Origin of the sequence: Pedococcus cremeus, assembly GCF_900111375.1 — a bacterium.
GTDB classification, from domain to species: Bacteria; Actinomycetota; Actinomycetes; order Actinomycetales; family Dermatophilaceae; genus Pedococcus_A; species Pedococcus_A cremeus.
The window spans coordinates 410,698-425,705 of the sequence record NZ_FOHB01000003.1; the positions used below are offsets into that span (position 1 = coordinate 410,698).

The 15,008-nt window shown below is 71.7% G+C and carries 12 protein-coding genes and 1 tRNA gene; 6 read left to right on the forward strand and 7 right to left on the reverse strand.

What is annotated here, in order from left to right:
* Positions 1 to 30: 30 nt before the first annotated feature.
* Positions 31 to 1,356: an HNH endonuclease signature motif containing protein gene (locus BMW78_RS07985; RefSeq protein ID WP_091758060.1), complete on the reverse strand. Its 1,326-nt coding sequence runs from the start codon at positions 1,354 to 1,356 to the stop codon at positions 31 to 33.
* 273 nt (positions 1,357 to 1,629) lie between these two features.
* Here BMW78_RS07985 and dnaG point away from each other — a divergent pair, with 273 nt between their 5' ends.
* The 3 genes from dnaG to BMW78_RS08000 all read left to right on the forward strand — a co-directional run bounded on the left by dnaG (position 1,630) and on the right by BMW78_RS08000 (position 4,365).
* A complete protein-coding gene (dnaG, locus tag BMW78_RS07990) occupies positions 1,630 to 3,567 on the forward strand; it encodes a DNA primase (protein WP_091758062.1) in 1,938 nt (645 codons plus the stop codon).
* Positions 3,567 to 4,091 (forward strand): hypothetical protein, encoded by a 525-nt coding sequence (locus BMW78_RS07995; RefSeq protein WP_091758064.1) that lies wholly within the window; start codon positions 3,567 to 3,569, stop codon positions 4,089 to 4,091. Before dnaG ends, BMW78_RS07995 begins: the two co-directional genes overlap by 1 nt.
* 198 nt (positions 4,092 to 4,289) lie before the next feature.
* Positions 4,290 to 4,365: transfer RNA gene (locus tag BMW78_RS08000), tRNA-Asn, on the forward strand.
* Positions 4,366 to 4,430: 65 nt separating this feature from the next.
* Here the strand turns inward: BMW78_RS08000 and BMW78_RS08005 are convergent.
* The 4 genes from BMW78_RS08005 to BMW78_RS08020 all read right to left on the reverse strand — a co-directional run bounded on the left by BMW78_RS08005 (position 4,431) and on the right by BMW78_RS08020 (position 7,728).
* Complete coding sequence (locus BMW78_RS08005) at positions 4,431 to 5,330, reverse strand: amino acid ABC transporter permease (protein WP_091758066.1); 900 nt, start codon at positions 5,328 to 5,330, stop codon at positions 4,431 to 4,433.
* Positions 5,327 to 5,989 (reverse strand): amino acid ABC transporter permease, encoded by a 663-nt coding sequence (locus BMW78_RS08010; protein ID WP_091758068.1) that lies wholly within the window; start codon positions 5,987 to 5,989, stop codon positions 5,327 to 5,329. Before BMW78_RS08010 ends, BMW78_RS08005 begins: the two co-directional genes overlap by 4 nt.
* A gap of 90 nt (positions 5,990 to 6,079) precedes the next feature.
* Positions 6,080 to 6,910, reverse strand: a complete 831-nt coding sequence (locus BMW78_RS08015) for a glutamate ABC transporter substrate-binding protein (protein ID WP_091758070.1) — start codon at positions 6,908 to 6,910, stop codon at positions 6,080 to 6,082.
* Positions 6,911 to 6,987: 77 nt separating this feature from the next.
* On the reverse strand, positions 6,988 to 7,728 hold the full coding sequence (locus tag BMW78_RS08020; RefSeq protein ID WP_091758072.1) for an amino acid ABC transporter ATP-binding protein: 741 nt from the start codon (positions 7,726 to 7,728) through the stop codon (positions 6,988 to 6,990).
* 173 nt (positions 7,729 to 7,901) lie between these two features.
* On the opposite strand from BMW78_RS08020, the gene BMW78_RS08025 reads away from it, so the two are divergent.
* Entirely contained in the window at positions 7,902 to 8,933 is a 1,032-nt protein-coding gene (locus BMW78_RS08025) for an aldo/keto reductase (protein ID WP_091758074.1), read from the forward strand.
* Between the two features lie 51 nt (positions 8,934 to 8,984).
* The gene (locus tag BMW78_RS08030) at positions 8,985 to 10,628 is read left to right on the forward strand and encodes a glycosyltransferase family 2 protein (RefSeq protein ID WP_177180306.1); all 1,644 of its coding nucleotides are present in this window, start codon (positions 8,985 to 8,987) and stop codon (positions 10,626 to 10,628) included.
* A 7-nt stretch (positions 10,629 to 10,635) separates the two neighbouring features.
* Here BMW78_RS08030 and BMW78_RS08035 read toward each other — a convergent pair whose 3' ends face one another.
* A complete protein-coding gene (locus tag BMW78_RS08035; protein ID WP_091758078.1) occupies positions 10,636 to 11,442 on the reverse strand; it encodes a PIG-L deacetylase family protein in 807 nt (268 codons plus the stop codon).
* A gap of 206 nt (positions 11,443 to 11,648) precedes the next feature.
* Between BMW78_RS08035 and BMW78_RS08040 the strand changes: the two genes are divergently transcribed.
* Positions 11,649 to 12,596, forward strand: a complete 948-nt coding sequence (locus tag BMW78_RS08040) for a class I fructose-bisphosphate aldolase (RefSeq protein ID WP_091758080.1) — start codon at positions 11,649 to 11,651, stop codon at positions 12,594 to 12,596.
* A gap of 45 nt (positions 12,597 to 12,641) precedes the next feature.
* Here the strand turns inward: BMW78_RS08040 and ppsA are convergent, their stop codons facing one another.
* On the reverse strand, positions 12,642 to 15,002 hold the full coding sequence (gene ppsA / locus BMW78_RS08045; protein ID WP_091758082.1) for a phosphoenolpyruvate synthase: 2,361 nt from the start codon (positions 15,000 to 15,002) through the stop codon (positions 12,642 to 12,644).
* Positions 15,003 to 15,008 lie beyond the last annotated feature (6 nt).

Consider the following 15,008-nt stretch of genomic DNA (forward strand, 5'->3'; position numbering starts at 1 on the left):
CGCCGGTGGTCGGCGGGGTGTGGGGCGGGGTCACGCTGGCTCGGTTGCGGTGTTGCTGGCCGCCCGGCGGGCGAGAAGGTCGTCGTAGGAGCCGCGGGTGAGGTCCCACTCGACTCGTTCCCCGAAGGGTCCCTTCACGACCCGGCCGGCCAGGCGGCGGGTGTGGACGATGGTGTGGTGCCGCTCGCAGAGCAGCGCCCCGTTGTCCAAGTCCGACGGCCCGAGGTCTGCCCAGTGCACGAGGTGGTGCGCGTCGGTCCACTGCGGGGGTGCCCCGCACCCGGGGTACGTGCAGCCGCCGTCGCGCAGCCAGAGGCGCTTGGTCTGGGCGTCGGTGAAGAAGCGTTTCTCGACGCCCCAGTCCATGACCTCGCCGTCGGAGCCGAGGACGATCGGGATGACCGAGCCGTCGCAGCACAGCCGCCGCACCGTCTCGGGGGCCAGGTGGGTGCCCGCGTCCAGGCCGCCCAGGGTCGTGGCCGCCCCGAGCCGGTCACGCAAGTCCTCGTAGCTCATGGTCAGCAGCAGGGTGGTCTTGTTGGTCTTGCCGACCTCGTCACCGGCCGCCACCGCCCGACGCACCAGGGAGATGAGGGCATCACCACGGCGTCGGTCGCTGGACCGGAGGTCGCGTTCCCCGTCGACCGGCTTCGGCGCGGACAGCGGCCCAAGGGCCGCTTCGAGGGCCGCCTTGCCTTCGACGTCGAGGGTGAGCCGGTACTCGAAGGTGCTGGCGCCGGTGTCGGTCGGCTGGGAGAGCCGGATGAAGGACTTGCCCATGTTCTGCTGGTCCTGGAGCACGTCCTGGCGCCCGTACTTGGCGATCAGCCCGTCGCGCAGCAGCCGGCACCCGGACGGGCCGTGCTGCTCGGCCATCCCGATCAGCCCCTCGAGCACGTGGGGCTCGGCGCCGTCCGCCAGGAGGGGGCGCAGCTTGTCGGCCTCGGACACCACCACCGCCGCGGACCGCACCGGCAGGCGGCCGGACTCGACCGCTTCCCTGACGGGTGCGTTGACGCGCTTGCCGAACGCGGTGGCCACCGACACGATCGCCGCCGCGCCACCGGCGATGGTCGACGGGGCATGGCAGCGGACCCACTGGGCGGTCGTCATCGCCGCCGACCCGCCGGAGTCCTCGCCGCGGTTCATCGCCTCCCGCAGCACCGCCACCCGGCCGGCGTCACACGCCATGCCGAGCGCGTCGACCTCCCTCATGAGACCGGACAGGCCCTCCGGGCCGCCGCCGGACGGGGTCTGCCACAGGACGGACCCGAGCACAGCCAGCGACGAGCGGGCAGCCGCGAGCCGCTCGCGGTGCTCCGCCAGGCTCAGCCCCTGTGCCGGGTTCCCCTCCATGACCACCACCGTAGGGGTGACCACCGACAGCCCAACTCTGGCGCCAGTCAACGGAAAGCGTTGCAGCACAGCCGAGTTCACGGCATACACAGAACGAAACCACAAGCCGAAGACCACGGCCAGTGGGCGGTGTGACCCCGCACGCTGCCCTGTGGACGACCGCACCGGGCCGTCCCAACGGGCGGCTGCCGCCACGCGGCATACCGGCTCGGGTGGAGCCTCGCGCGGCTGTCGGACGTCACCACCTAGACTCGAGCCCGACAAGGAGGACACGTGGCGGGTCGGATCAAGGCCGACGACATCGCGCTCGTGAAAGAGCGCTCGTCGATCGAGGACGTGGTGCGCGAGCACGTCACCCTGCGCCCGGCCGGCCCGGGGTCGATGAAGGGGCTGTGCCCGTTCCACGACGAGAAGACGCCGTCCTTCAACATCCGCCCGGTGGTGGGCGCCTGGCACTGCTTCGGCTGCGGCGAGGGTGGCGACGTCATCTCCTTCGTCCAGAAGGTGGAGCACCTGACCTTCGCCGAGGCGGTCGAACGGCTCGCGCAGAAGCTCGGCATGGAGCTGACCTACGAGGACGGCGGCCGGCCCCGCGACGGAGAGTCCCTCGGGCGCCGCTCGCGCCTCATCGAGGCGCACCGGGTGGCGCAGGAGTTCTACGCGCACGCCCTGCTCAACCTGCCCGAGGCCCGCGCCGGTCGCGACTTCCTGCGCGCCCGGGGCTTCGACAGCGGTGCCGCGCAGCGTTTCGGGGTCGGGTTCGCGCCGCGGGGCGGCGAGGAGCTGACGCGCCACCTGCGCTCCAAGGGGTTCACCGAGGAGGAGTTGACCCTCAGTGGGCTCTCCGGGCGGGGCAGCCGCGGCCTCTACGACCGCTTCCGCGGGCGGCTCGTCTGGCCGATCCGCGACATCACCGGCGACACGGTCGGCTTCGGTGCGCGGCGGCTGTTCGACGACGACCGGATCGCCGCGAAGTACCTCAACACCTCCGAGACGCCGATCTACAAGAAGTCGACCGTGCTCTACGGCCTCGACGCCGCCAAGAAGGCCATCGCGTCCGAGCGCAAGGCGGTGGTCGTCGAGGGCTACACCGACGTCATGGCGTGCCACCTCGCCGGCGTCGAGGGCGCGGTGGCCACCTGTGGCACCGCGTTCGGGGTCGACCACATCAAGGTGCTGCGGCGGATCATGCGCGACGAGGCGGACCTCGCCCCGGCGCGGGTGGTCTTCACCTTCGACGGCGACGCTGCCGGCCAGAAGGCGGCCATGCGCGCCTTCGCCGAGGACCAGCGGTGGGCGTCGCAGTCGTTCGTCGCCGTCGCAGCCGACGGCATGGACCCGTGCGACCTGCGCCTGGCCAAGGGCGACGCCGCGGTGCGCAACCTCGTCGACGACGCCATGCCGATGTTCGAGTTCGCGGTGCGCACGACCCTGAGGCGGTTCGACCTGGCCAACGCGGAGGGACGCGTGCAGGGCATGCGCGCGGCCGCCCCGATCGTGGCCAACATCCGCGACACCTCCATGCGCCCGGAGTACACCCGCACGGTGGCCGGCTGGATCGGCGTCGAGGTCGAGCAGATGCAGGCCGAGGTCGCCCGCGCCGGCCGGATGGCCGCGCGTGACGCCAAGGCCGAGTCCGCCGCGCAGCAGCACCGCGTCGACACCGAGGCAGTGCCCGAGCCGTCGGTCGAGGAGGCGCGGGCCTTCATGCCCACCCCCGACCTTCGTGACCCGGTCATCTTCGCCGAGCGCCAGCTGCTGCAGTGCCTGCTCCAGTTCCCCGGGTGCTTCCAGCCGCAGGACGTCGACGCGATCGAGCCCGACTCGTTCGGGGCGCCGGCCCACCGAGCCGTCTTCGACGGCATCCGCGCCGCCGGCGGGATCCAGCCGGGGCTGTCCGAGGCCACCTGGGCCGCCAAGGTGACCGAGGCCGCGCCGCTGGCGGTCCGCCCGCTGGTCTCCGAGCTCGCCGTGGCGCCGCTGCCCACCCGGTTCGACAAGGCGACCGGCCTGCCCGAGCGCCGCTACACCACGGCCCTGCTCGTCCGCGTCCAGGAGATCTCCCTGACCCGCAGGATCGCCGACGCCATGTCGGCCATGCGGCGGATGGCCGCCGACCCGCACAGCGACCCCGCGCAGTCGCGCGCGCTGAGCGGCGAGCTGCAGACCCTCCAGCGCGAGCTGGCCGGTCTGCGCGAGCGGGTCTCCTGATGGCGTGGTCGCTGCGGCGGGAACGCGCCGACAAGGTGCCGAAGGAGGCCCGCGACGCGCTCTCGCTCGGCCGCGGCGAGCGCCTGCTCACCTGGGCCCGTGACGACACCACCGGCGCGGTGGTGGTCGCGAGCAACCACCGCCTGTATGCCGTGAGCCCGGCCGGCGAGGTCGTGCTCGACCGCCCGTGGCACCTCGTCGACGCCGGGTCGTGGTCGCACGACGCCTTCCTCCTCACCGTCACCTGGGTCGACCGGCAGCGGCCGGCCCAGTGGGTGCTCAAGGAGGCCACCCTGCTGCCGGAGACGCTGCGGGAGCGGGTGCAGGCCTCGGTGGTCATCGCGCAGAAGGTCGACCTGGGGGAGCGGCGCAGTGCCCGGGTCGTGATCCGCCAGGACCTCGCCTCCGGTGAGCTCGTCGAGCAGGTGGTGCTCGGCCGCGGCGTGCGCCCCGGCGACCCCGGCGTCGAGGAGGCGACCGGGACAGCGCTGGTCGACCTCAAGGAGCAGGTCGGCCTGGCCTGAGGGGACTCCCTTCGGGGCCGACCCGGGTGGCGACGCGCCGTCGACACGGGGGAATCGGCCCTTCGCGTGACCCCCGAGGGCGGTCTGCCAGCGCGTCGACACGGGGGGACCAGCCCGTTTTCTGACGCGGGCACAACCTTTGCTATGGTTGCGCAGCGCCATCGCGGCGGGCCGGAAACGGTCGCACCTGATGACCATTCCCCTGTAGCTCAATTGGCAGAGCAGCCGGCTGTTAACCGGCAGGTTGTTGGTTCGAGTCCAACCGGGGGAGCCACGACGAAAGGCCCGGATCCCGCACAGGGATCCGGGCCTTCTCGCTCACCGGTGGGCGCAGAACCGTCAGCCGCTCCAGCCGCCGATGCCGCCCGTCGGGACCGGCTCGACGTCACCGCCGGTGGGTGCCGTCGCGACACCGGGGAGGGTCGTGCGGCCGCGCCGGCTGAGCCGCTGCTCCGCCTGCCGGGCCAGCACGGTCATCAGGTAGTTCATGGTGATGAACAGGACAGCCGCCACGATGTACGCCGGCACGGTGTTGGCGTAGGCCGAACCGAGCGTCTTCGACCAGGTGAGCAGCTCGAGGTAGGTGATGGCGTACCCCAGAGCCGAGTCCTTCAGGACGACGACCATCTGGCCGATGAGGGCCGGGAGCATCGCGGTGAGGGCCTGCGGGAGCTCGATGCTGCGGAGCACCTGGCTCGGTGTCAGGCCGATCGACACGCCCGCCTCCGACTGGCCGCGCGGGAGCGAGTAGACGCCGGAGCGGACCAGCTCGGCCACGACGGACCCGTTGTAGAGCGTGAGGCCGGTGACGACCGCGGCCAGCGGGTTGAGCTCGCTGTTGAACACGTTGTTCTGCGCGTAGACCCCGAAGAAGAAGATCATCATGATCAGCACCGGGACGGCCCGGAAGAACTCCACCACGACGCCGGAGACCCAGCGGACCGCAGTGACGTGCGACAGGCGCCCCATGCCGAAGACGATGCCGAAGATGCCGGCGAGCACCATCGAGATCAGGGCGGCCTTGAAGGTGCCCCAGATGCCGGGCAGCAGGTACTGCGTCCACGCCTCAGCAGTGAAGAAGGGCGTCCACAGGTCCTTCTGGAGCTGGCCCGCGGCGGACATCTTGCGCAGCACCAGGAAGAGCACCCCGACCGCGATCACGAGGCCCAGCAGGGCCAGCAGGGCGTGCCGACGCCGGGCCCTGGGCCCCGGGGCGTCGAACAGGACGGAGGTGCTCATCGCTTCACCACCAGTCGTCGCGACATGCTGGTGAACAGCAGGCCCAGGGGCAGGGTCAGGATCACGAATCCGAGGGCGAAGATCAGGAAGATGCCGATGGAGCTGCCCTGGTTCTCGACCGTCTCGCTCATCAGCCCGGCGGCCTCCTGGTTGCCGATGACGGCGGCGACGGTGGTGTTCTTGATCAGCGCGATCAGCGTGGAGCCGAGCGGCGCGATGGCCCCCCGGAACGCCTGGGGCAGGATCACCTGGCTCATCGTCTGGCCGAAGGTCAGCCCCATCGCGCGGGCCGCCTCGGCCTGGCCGGCCGGCACGGTGTTCACACCGCTGCGCAGCGCCTCGCAGACGAACGCCGCGTGGTAGACGGAGAGCATCACCACGGCCCAGCGGAAGTTGTTGTCGTTGATCGAGCTCGGCGCGAGGTTGATCCCGAGGGTGTACGTGGCGCCGAGGATGCCGAACACCATGAGCAGCGTCAGCGGCGTGTTGCGGAACGTGTTGACGTACCACGTGCCGAGCATCTGCAGGACGCGCACGGGGGAGACGCGCATGACGGCGATGATCGTCCCGAGGACCAGCGCCCCGACGGCGGAGAACAGCGCCAGCTGGATGGTCAGCCAGAACGCGCTCAGGACGGCGGCGAAACTCAAGTCACCCATGGAAAGCCCTTCTGTGGGTGGGGAACGGTGCGGACGGTATGCCGCCCCGCTGGCTCAGCGGGGCGGCATACCGTGCGTCTGCTGCTCGGGTCAGGAGCAGGCGTCCTGCTTCGGCGGGTTGACCGCCGAGTCGACCTTGAACCCGGCCGGGCCCAGGTTGGCGTCGACGGCCTTCTGCCACGAGCCGTCGTCGACCATCTTCTTGATGGCGGTGTTGATCTTCTCGCAGAGGGCCTTGTCGCCCTTCTTGATGCCGACGCCGTAGCGCTCCTCCGAGAAGGTCTTGCCGACGACCTTGAGCTTGCCCTTGTACTGCGGCTGCGCGGCGTAGCCGGCGAGGATCGTGTTGTCGGTGGTCAGGGCGTCGACGCCCTTGGAGACCAGCGCCGCCACGCACTCGGAGTAGGTGCCGAACTCCTGGAGCTGGACGCCGGGGTACTTGTCCTTGACCTTTTGAGCCGAGGTCGAGCCCTTGACCGAGCACAGCTTCTTCCCGGTCAGCGAGTCGGGACCGGTGATGCTGTTGTCGTCGGCGCGCACCAGCAGGTCCTGGCCGGCGATGAAGTACGGACCGGCGAAGGAGACCTTCTCCTTGCGGGCGTCGGTGATGGAGTAGGTGGCGACGACCATGTTGACCTGGCCGGTCTCGATGAGCGTCTCACGCTGGGCGCTGGGGGACTGCACCCACTGGATGTCGCCCTCCTTGTGGCCGAGCTCCTTGGCGATGTACTTCGCCACGTCGACGTCGAGGCCCTTGTAGTCCGAGCCCTCCTTCAGGCCCAGACCCGGCTGGTCGAACTTGATGCCGATCTTGAAGTTGCCGCCACCAGAGCCAGAGCCCCCTCCGCTGTCGCCGCAGGCCGCGAGGCCGAGCGCGACGACGGCAACAGCCGCCGCGGCCCCGAAACGACGAAGTGTCATGGTGTTTCCTCCTGTTGGGTTGGCCGGGACCGCGGTCTGCGGGCCCGGTCATACAAGACGGACGACCTGTCCGGCCGTCAGTGCGTCAGGATCTTGCCGAGGAAGTCCTTGGCGCGATCCGAGGTCGGGTTGGTGAAGAAGGTCTCGGGCGCGGCCTCCTCGACGATCTGGCCGTCGGCCATGAAGACGACGCGGTTGGCCGCCCGGCGGGCGAAGCCCATCTCGTGGGTGACGACGACCATGGTCATGCCCGACTTGGCCAGCGAGGTCATGACGTCGAGCACCTCGTTGATCATCTCGGGGTCGAGGGCCGAGGTGGGCTCGTCGAAGAGCATCACCTTGGGGTCCATGGCGAGGCTGCGGGCGATGGCGACGCGCTGCTGCTGGCCGCCGGAGAGCTGGGCGGGGTACTTCTGCGCCTGGTGGGCGACTCCCACGCGCTCGAGCAGCTCCATGGCCCGCTTCTCGGCGTCGGCCTTCTTGACCCCGCGGGCCTTGATCGGGCCGAGCGTCACGTTCTCGAGGATGGTCTTGTGGGCGAAGAGGTTGAACGACTGGAACACCATGCCCACGTCGGCGCGCAGGGCCGCGAGGGCCTTGCCCTCCTCGGGCAGCGGCTTGCCGTCGATCTCGATGCTGCCGCTCTCGAAGGTCTCGAGGCGGTTGATGGTGCGGCACAGGGTCGACTTGCCAGACCCCGAGGGACCGATCACCACGACGACCTCACCCTTGCCGATGGTGAGGTCGATGTCCTTCAGCACGTGCAGGTCGCCGAAGTGCTTGTTGACGCCCTTGAGGACGACGAGAGGCTCCGTCATGGCAGGCAAACCTACTCGTAGCGGGCCCACCACGGACAGCACGCCCCGTGATCGTCGCCGAAAAGCAACTCCGCCGGGACGCCGTTACGGTGGTCAGGTCGGCCCGCGGACGACCCCGCGGACGACCCGTCCGAACTACCCCTGAACCAGCTCGTCGGACCCTTGGAGGACCCATGCGCTACCGCACCCTCGGCTGCAGCGGAGCCGTCGTCTCGACCCAGGCCCTGGGCACGATGACCTTCGGCGCAGAGGCCGACGAGGCCACCTCGTTCGACCTCATGGACGCCTTCGTCGAGCACGGCGGCACCCTCGTCGACACCGCCGACGTCTACAGCACCGGCGTCTCGGAGGAGATCATCGGCCGCTGGCTGGCCAAGCACCCGACCGAGGCGAAGCAGGTCGTGCTCGCCACCAAGGGGCGCTTCCCGATGGGCGACGGCCCCAACGACCTCGGGCTGTCGCGCCGCCACCTGCGCACCGCCCTCGACGACTCGCTGCGCCGCCTGGGCGTCGAGCACATCGACCTCTACCAGATGCACGCCTGGGACGCCGTGACCCCGCTCGAGGAGACCCTGCGCTTCCTCGACGACGCGGTGGCGGCCGGCAAGATCGGCTACTACGGCTTCTCCAACTACCTCGGCTGGCAGCTGACCAAGGCCGTGCACGTGGCTCGGGCGCACGGCTGGGCGGCACCAGTGACCCTGCAGCCGCAGTACAACCTGCTGGTGCGCGACATCGAGCACGAGGTGGTGCCGGCCGCGCTCGACGCGGGCATCGGCCTGCTGCCGTGGTCGCCCCTCGGCGGCGGGTGGCTCACCGGCAAGTACCAGCGGGACGTCGCACCCCAGGGCGCCTCCCGCCTCGGGGAGAACCCGCAGCGCGGGATGGAGGCGTGGGAGGCCCGTAACGCCGACGAGCGCACCTGGCAGGTCGTCGACGCGGTGCGCGAGGTCGCCGACTCGGCCGGTGCGACCGCCTCGCAGGTGGCCCTCGCCTGGCTCGCCGCCCAGCCCGCCGTGACGTCGGTGATCCTGGGCGCCCGGTCGGTGGAGCAGCTGGTCGACAACCTGGGTGCGGCCGACCTCGACCTCGGCGACGACGCCCTGACCCGCCTGACCGAGGTGAGCGCCCCGCGAGTCGACGACTACCCCTACGGCACGCCGGGCGTCGAGCAGCGCCACCGCAACCTCACCGGCGGCCGCTGATCCCCCGGCCACTCACGCGCCCGCGCCCGACTGTCTGAGAGGCTCTTCCCCGTGGCTGTGCAGGTGAGTGTCGTTGTCGCCGTCTACAACCCCGGCGAGCTCCTCGACGCCGCGGTCGAGTCGGTGCGCACCCAGACCATCGGCACCGACGCGCTCGAGCTGGTGCTCGTCGACGACGGGTCGACCGACGGCACGAGGGAGCGCCTGCTCGACCTCGCCGCCGCCGAGCCGTGGGTGCGCACGACCCGGATCGAGAACTCCGGCTGGCCCAGCCGACCGCGCAACGTCGGGCTCGGGATGGCGACGGGGGAGTACGTGCTCTTCCTCGACCAGGACGACGAGCTGTACCCGGCCGGTCTCGAGCACATGCTCGACTCGGCGCGCGAGAACGCGTCCGACGTCGTGGCCGGCAAGGAGGTCCGCACGGGGGGCCGCACCATGGGGCCGGAAGCCTTCCGTCGCAGCAGCGGTGAGGCCGACTTCTTCCGTGACCACGTCATGGACATCTCGACACCGCACAAGATGTTCCGCCGTGCGTTCCTCGACGAGCACGACATCCGCTTCCCGGAGCACCTGCGCCGGCTGGAGGACCACCACTTCCTGGCCGCCTGTCACGGGCACCGGCCGAGGCTCAGTGTCGTGGCCGACCAGCCCTGCTACCGGTGGATCATCCACGGCGGTAACAACTCGGTCGGCGTGCCCGACCCGTACGACTACTACGGGGCGCTCGACGCGGTGCTCGACGTCGTCGACGGGTGGGCGCTCCCCGAGGAGGAGAAGCGGAGAGCCCACGAGTTCTGGTTCAAGGCCACCGTGCTCGACCGGTTCGGCCCCGGAGGCTTCCGCACCTGGCCGGAGGACTCCCGGCCCGCCTTCCTGGAGGAGGCCCGCCGCGTCACCCGCGACCGCTTCGACGAGGGGTTGGACGACGGTATGCCGCCCGCGCACCGTGTGCGCGCGGCGCTGCTGCGCGCCGGCGACCTCGAGGGCCTGGTGCGCTACTCCACCGCCGAGGCCGCGGTGACGACCCGCCCCACGCTCGAGTCCGCTGCGGTGGTGGAGGGTGCGCTCCTGCTGACGGTGCGCACCCTGCTCGAGGGTCCCGACGGTCCGGTGCGGTTCGAGCCCGACGGCGCCACCGTGCGCCAGCAGCCCTCGGCTCCGGTGCCGCCGGAGGTGGCTGCCCTGCTCGAGGTGTCGGGTGACCTGGGCAGCGCGCGGGTCGACGTCGTGCTCACCGAGCGGGCGACCAACGCCGAGTGGTTCCTGCCCACGACGGCGACGACGGCGCTGGTTCCGCACGACGACGCGTGCGCCCTCGCGGTCGAGGCGCAGGCGACCCTCGACCCGGCCACCGCCCTGATGGGGTCGCCCCTGAACGCGGGTGTCTGGGACCTGCGGCTCCGGGTCGCGGCGCTGGGCTACGACTCGCGACCGACGGTCCGCACCGGAGGGGTCGAGCTGCCGGCGCCCTTCGAGGTCGCCGGGATGCGGGCCCAGCCCTACGAGACGAAGAACGGCCGGCTGGCCCTGCGCGTGCGGACCCAGCCGTCCGCCCGCCCCGCGGAGGAGAGCGCGTCCAGGACGAGCACCACGGCGGCCGCCCCTGCGACGGCGGGCACAGCGCGGCCGCTGCACCGACGGGCGCTCGGCGCGGCCCGACGCCGGCTGCGCGACCTCCGCGGACAGCGCTGACCGTTCATCAGGACCGCTCCCTCAACGAGATCTCCTCCGCGAAGAGTGACTGCTCCTGGGCGCCACCGTCCCAGGCGGGGACAGCCCGGATGAGGTGGTCACGGCCGAGGAAGGCCTGGCGCAGGTCGTCGGGCAGGCCCTCGAAAGGCGAGGTCTGCGACCGGTGGGCCGCGATGGCCTCCTCCCGCCGGGGCAGGTGCTCGGAGGTGTCGAGCACCGTCGTCAGCAGCTCATCCGGGGTGCCGAGGTCGGGGAACTGCTCGTAGCTGGCGGCCGCGTCGCCGCCCGCGTGGTGGGCCAGCCACCGGCGCATGAGCGAGCGGGGCAGGCAGTGCAGGTAGACGCGGACCGGCAGCCCCTCCACCGCCGCCACCGTGGCCTCCCGCATACGCGCGTGGTCACGGTGGCCGTCGCTGGCGTCGAGGGTGACCACGACGTCGGCGTCGAAGGCGGTGACCGCCTTCCGCACGGCCCCCACGACGTCGTCCGGGGGCGCGGCCACCAGCGAGCCCGGCGGCGCCGCGCCGTCCATTCCGGAGTCGCGGTAGCCGAGCAGCACGACCTCGGAGACACCGAGCAGGGCCGCCGCGTCGTGCAGCTCCCTCTCCCGGAGCGCGCCGAGGCCCTCCGCCGGCACGTCGACGCCCGGCGCCGGGGACCCCTCCTCGCCACGCGTGGCACACACGACGCCGGTCACGGCACCCGCCGCGGCGGCATACAGGAGCACCGAACCGCAGCCGAAGGTCTCGTCGTCGGGGTGGGCGACCACCACCAGCAGCCGGGGGCGTCGTCGTGTGGTCGCGTCCGTGGCCATGCGTCCTCCTGCGTCCTCCCGGTCGGGCCGTGGTGGTCGCAGCGTAGGACCGCGGGGAGGCCCGCGAGGCAGAGTCGGGACCAACGGACCTATGGGCGGGGTGGGGGCGGGCGCACGGTGGAGGCGTCGGAACCGGCGTCGCCGGGTTGTGTCCACGGTCCCCGGTGGACAAACGGGTCGGCGAACAGGTGAGAGAAGAGGCAGCCATGTCACGACGAGTCGACGAGATCCTGTCCTGGTACGAGGGTGACGACGCCCAGACGCTCGGCAACCTGCGACGGATCCTCGAGCAGGGGCGCACGGGCGGGACCGGGAAGCTGGTGGTGCTGCCCGTCGACCAGGGCTTCGAGCACGGCCCGGCCCGCAGCTTCGCGGCGAACCCGGCCGGCTACGACCCCCGCTACCACGCCCAGCTCGCGCTCGACGCCGGCTGCAGCGCCCACGCGCTGCCCCTCGGCGCCGCCCAGCTCGTGGCGCCGGGGTTCGCCTCGGAGCTGCCCCTGATCCTGAAGTGCAACAGCTCCGACTCGCTCTACGTCGGCGCCGACCCCGAGCCGGCCGTGACGGCGGGTGTGGAGGACGCGGTGCGGCTCGGCTGCGCCGCCGTCGGCTTCACCATCTACCCGGGGTCGGCGTTCCGGAACCGCATGTACGAGAACCTGCGCAGCCTCGCGACGGATGCCGCGTACGCCGGGCTTCCCCTGGTGGTCTGGTCCTACCCCCGTGGCTCGGGGGTGTCGGAGCAGGGCCGCACCGCAGTGGACGTCGTGGCGTATGCCGCGCACCTCGCCTGCCAGCTCGGCGCCCACATCGTCAAGGTGAAGCCTCCGACGGAGATGGTCGAGAGCCCGGCGGCCCGCAAGGCGCTCGACAAGGCGGGCGTGCCGCTGGGCACGCTGGCTGACCGGGTCCGCCACGTCGTGCAGTCGGCCTTCGACGGCCACCGCATCGTCATCTTCTCCGGCGGCGCGGCCAAGGAGACGGCCGCCGTGCTCGAGGAGAACCGGCAGACGGCGCTCGGCGGCGGGTCCGGCACGATCATGGGCCGCAACTCGTTCCAGCGACCGCACGACGAGGCGGTGCAGCTGCTCCACGACGTGATGGACATCCACATCGGCACGTCGGCACGCCAGCCCGAGCTTGCGACGCACTGACAACGACCGTCAACAACAACGACCGTCAACAACGACCGTCGTCGGTCAGGTCGGGTGGACGTGGTCGAGCAGCATGCGCCGCTCGGCGCGCGCGACCACCCGGCGGGCCCGCTCGACGGCGTCGGGGTTCACCGAGATCGACGTGATGCCGGCGCGGACCAGCACCTCGGCGAACTCCGGCCGGTTCGAGGGAGCCTGACCGCACAGCGACGACGTGATCCCGACGTCGCGGCACGCGCCGATGATGCGCTGGATGGCGTCGACGACGGCGGCGTCGGACTCGTCGAACAGCTCGGCGCAGATCTCGGAGTCGCGATCGACGCCCAGGACCAGCTGGGTGAGGTCGTTGGAGCCGATGGAGACGCCGTCGATGCCGAGGGACGCGTACTCCGGGATCCGGAAGACCACCGAGGGCACCTCGGCCATGACCCAGCGGTGCAGCCCGCGCTGTCGTCCCAGCTCGTGGGCCTCGACCGCCTCGAGGCACGCCTCGAGCTCCCAGCGGGTGCGCACGAACGGGATCATCAGGTGCAGGTTCGGCGTCTGCTCGCGCACCCGAGCGATGACGTCGAGGTCGAGTGTGAAGAGCTCCGGGTCGCGGATGTAGCGGTAGCAGCCGCGGTACCCGATCATCGGGTTGTCCTCGACCGGCTCGAACTCGTCGCCGCCCGTTAGGCCGCGGAACTCGTTGGTGCGGAAGTCGACCGCGCGGTAGACCACGGGGCGGGGAGCGAACGCGCGCGTGATGCGCAGCACCGACTCGGCCATGGTCGCCACGAACTCGTCACGTCGCCCGGTCGCCAGGAGGTGCTTCGGGTGCTCGCCCTTGAGCGCGTCGGTGATCATGAACTCGGCCCGTAGCAGCCCCACGCCGTCGACCGGCATCGCCGCGACCTCCTCGGCGTGGTCGGCGATGGCGAGGTTGACGTAGAGCAGTGTCCCCGTCGTCTCGACGGAAGGGGCGGCCTGAGCTGGCGCGGCCGAAGCCGGCTGTGCCACAAGGGCGCCCGCGACGCTGCCTGGAGCGACGGATGGTGCGGCGCCGGCATACACGACACCCTTGGCGCCGTCGACGGTGACCAGCTCGCCGTCGCGCAGCACGGTGGTCGCGTTGCGGGTGGCGACGATGGTGGGCAGGTGCAGCTCGCGTCCGACAATCGCGGCGTGACAGGTGACGCCGCCACCGTCGGTGACCAGCGCCGCCGCCCGACGCATCGTGGGGACCCAGTCGGGGTTGGTCATGGTCGCGACGAGCACCTCGCCCTCCTGCAGGCTCGGCCCGTCGGCCGTGCTGTGCAGGATCCGCACCGCCCCGGTGCCGAGCCCCGGTGCGGCGGCGAGGCCACTGACGAGCACCGTGCCCGGTGCCTCCGCTCCGGACTCCGTTCCGAGCGTGGTGATCGGCCGTGACTGCACGATCCACGTGCGGCCGTCCTCGCGGGCGAACTCGACGTCCTGCGGTGTGCCGTAGTGCTCCTCGATGTCCATGGCGAGGCGCGCCAGGTCGAGCACGGTGTCGTCGTCGAGCACCCGGCGGCCCTGCTCCGCCGGTGGCACGGCCAGCCGGAGGTCGTGCCCGTCCGGTCCGCGCACGACCTTCTCGGCCTTGCTGCCCACGTGCACCTGGCGTAGGCGGGGGCCGTCCTTGGCGACGACGTAGGTGTCGGGGGCGACCTGGCCGCCCACCACCACCTCGCCCAGCCCGTATGCCGCCTCGACCACCACCGTGCCCCGGTCCCCGGTGGCGGGGTCGGCGGTGAACATGACGCCCGAGGCGTCGGAGTCGACCATGCGCTGCACGACGACCGCGATGGCCGGCTCCTCGGCGAGCCTCTGCGTCGCCCGGTAGGCGACCACCCGGGGACCGAACAGGGAGGCCCAGCAGTCGACGACCCGCTTCAGCAGCTCGTCGTGGCCGGTGACGTTGGTGAACGTCTCGTTCATGCCCGCGAACGATGTCGAGGCGGTGTCCTCGGCCGTGGCCGAGGAGCGCACGGCGACCCGGCAGCCGTCACCGAGACGGTCGTAGGCGGCGAGGACCTCCCCGCGCAGCTGGTCGGGCAGGCCGGCCGACCGCACCAGCTCCTGGAGCCGGGCGGCCACACCGGCCAGCGCCTCGGGCGAGTCGACGTCGAGCTCGCCGGCAGCGGCCTGCATCGCGCCGCGCACACCGGCCCTCTCGATGGCGTGGAGGTAGGACTGTGCGGTGATGACGAAGCCCGGCGGCACCGGCATCCCGGCCCGGGTCAGCTCGCCGAGGTTGGCCCCCTTGCCACCCGCGCGGGCGACGTCCGCGCGCGTGAGCTCCTCGAACCAGGCCACGTGCTCGTCGTCGTGCTCGTCGTCGTGCTCGTCGTCGTGCGCGGCACGGTCGGAGGGCAGGGCGGAGTCGGTGCGCTGCGTCATGCCTTC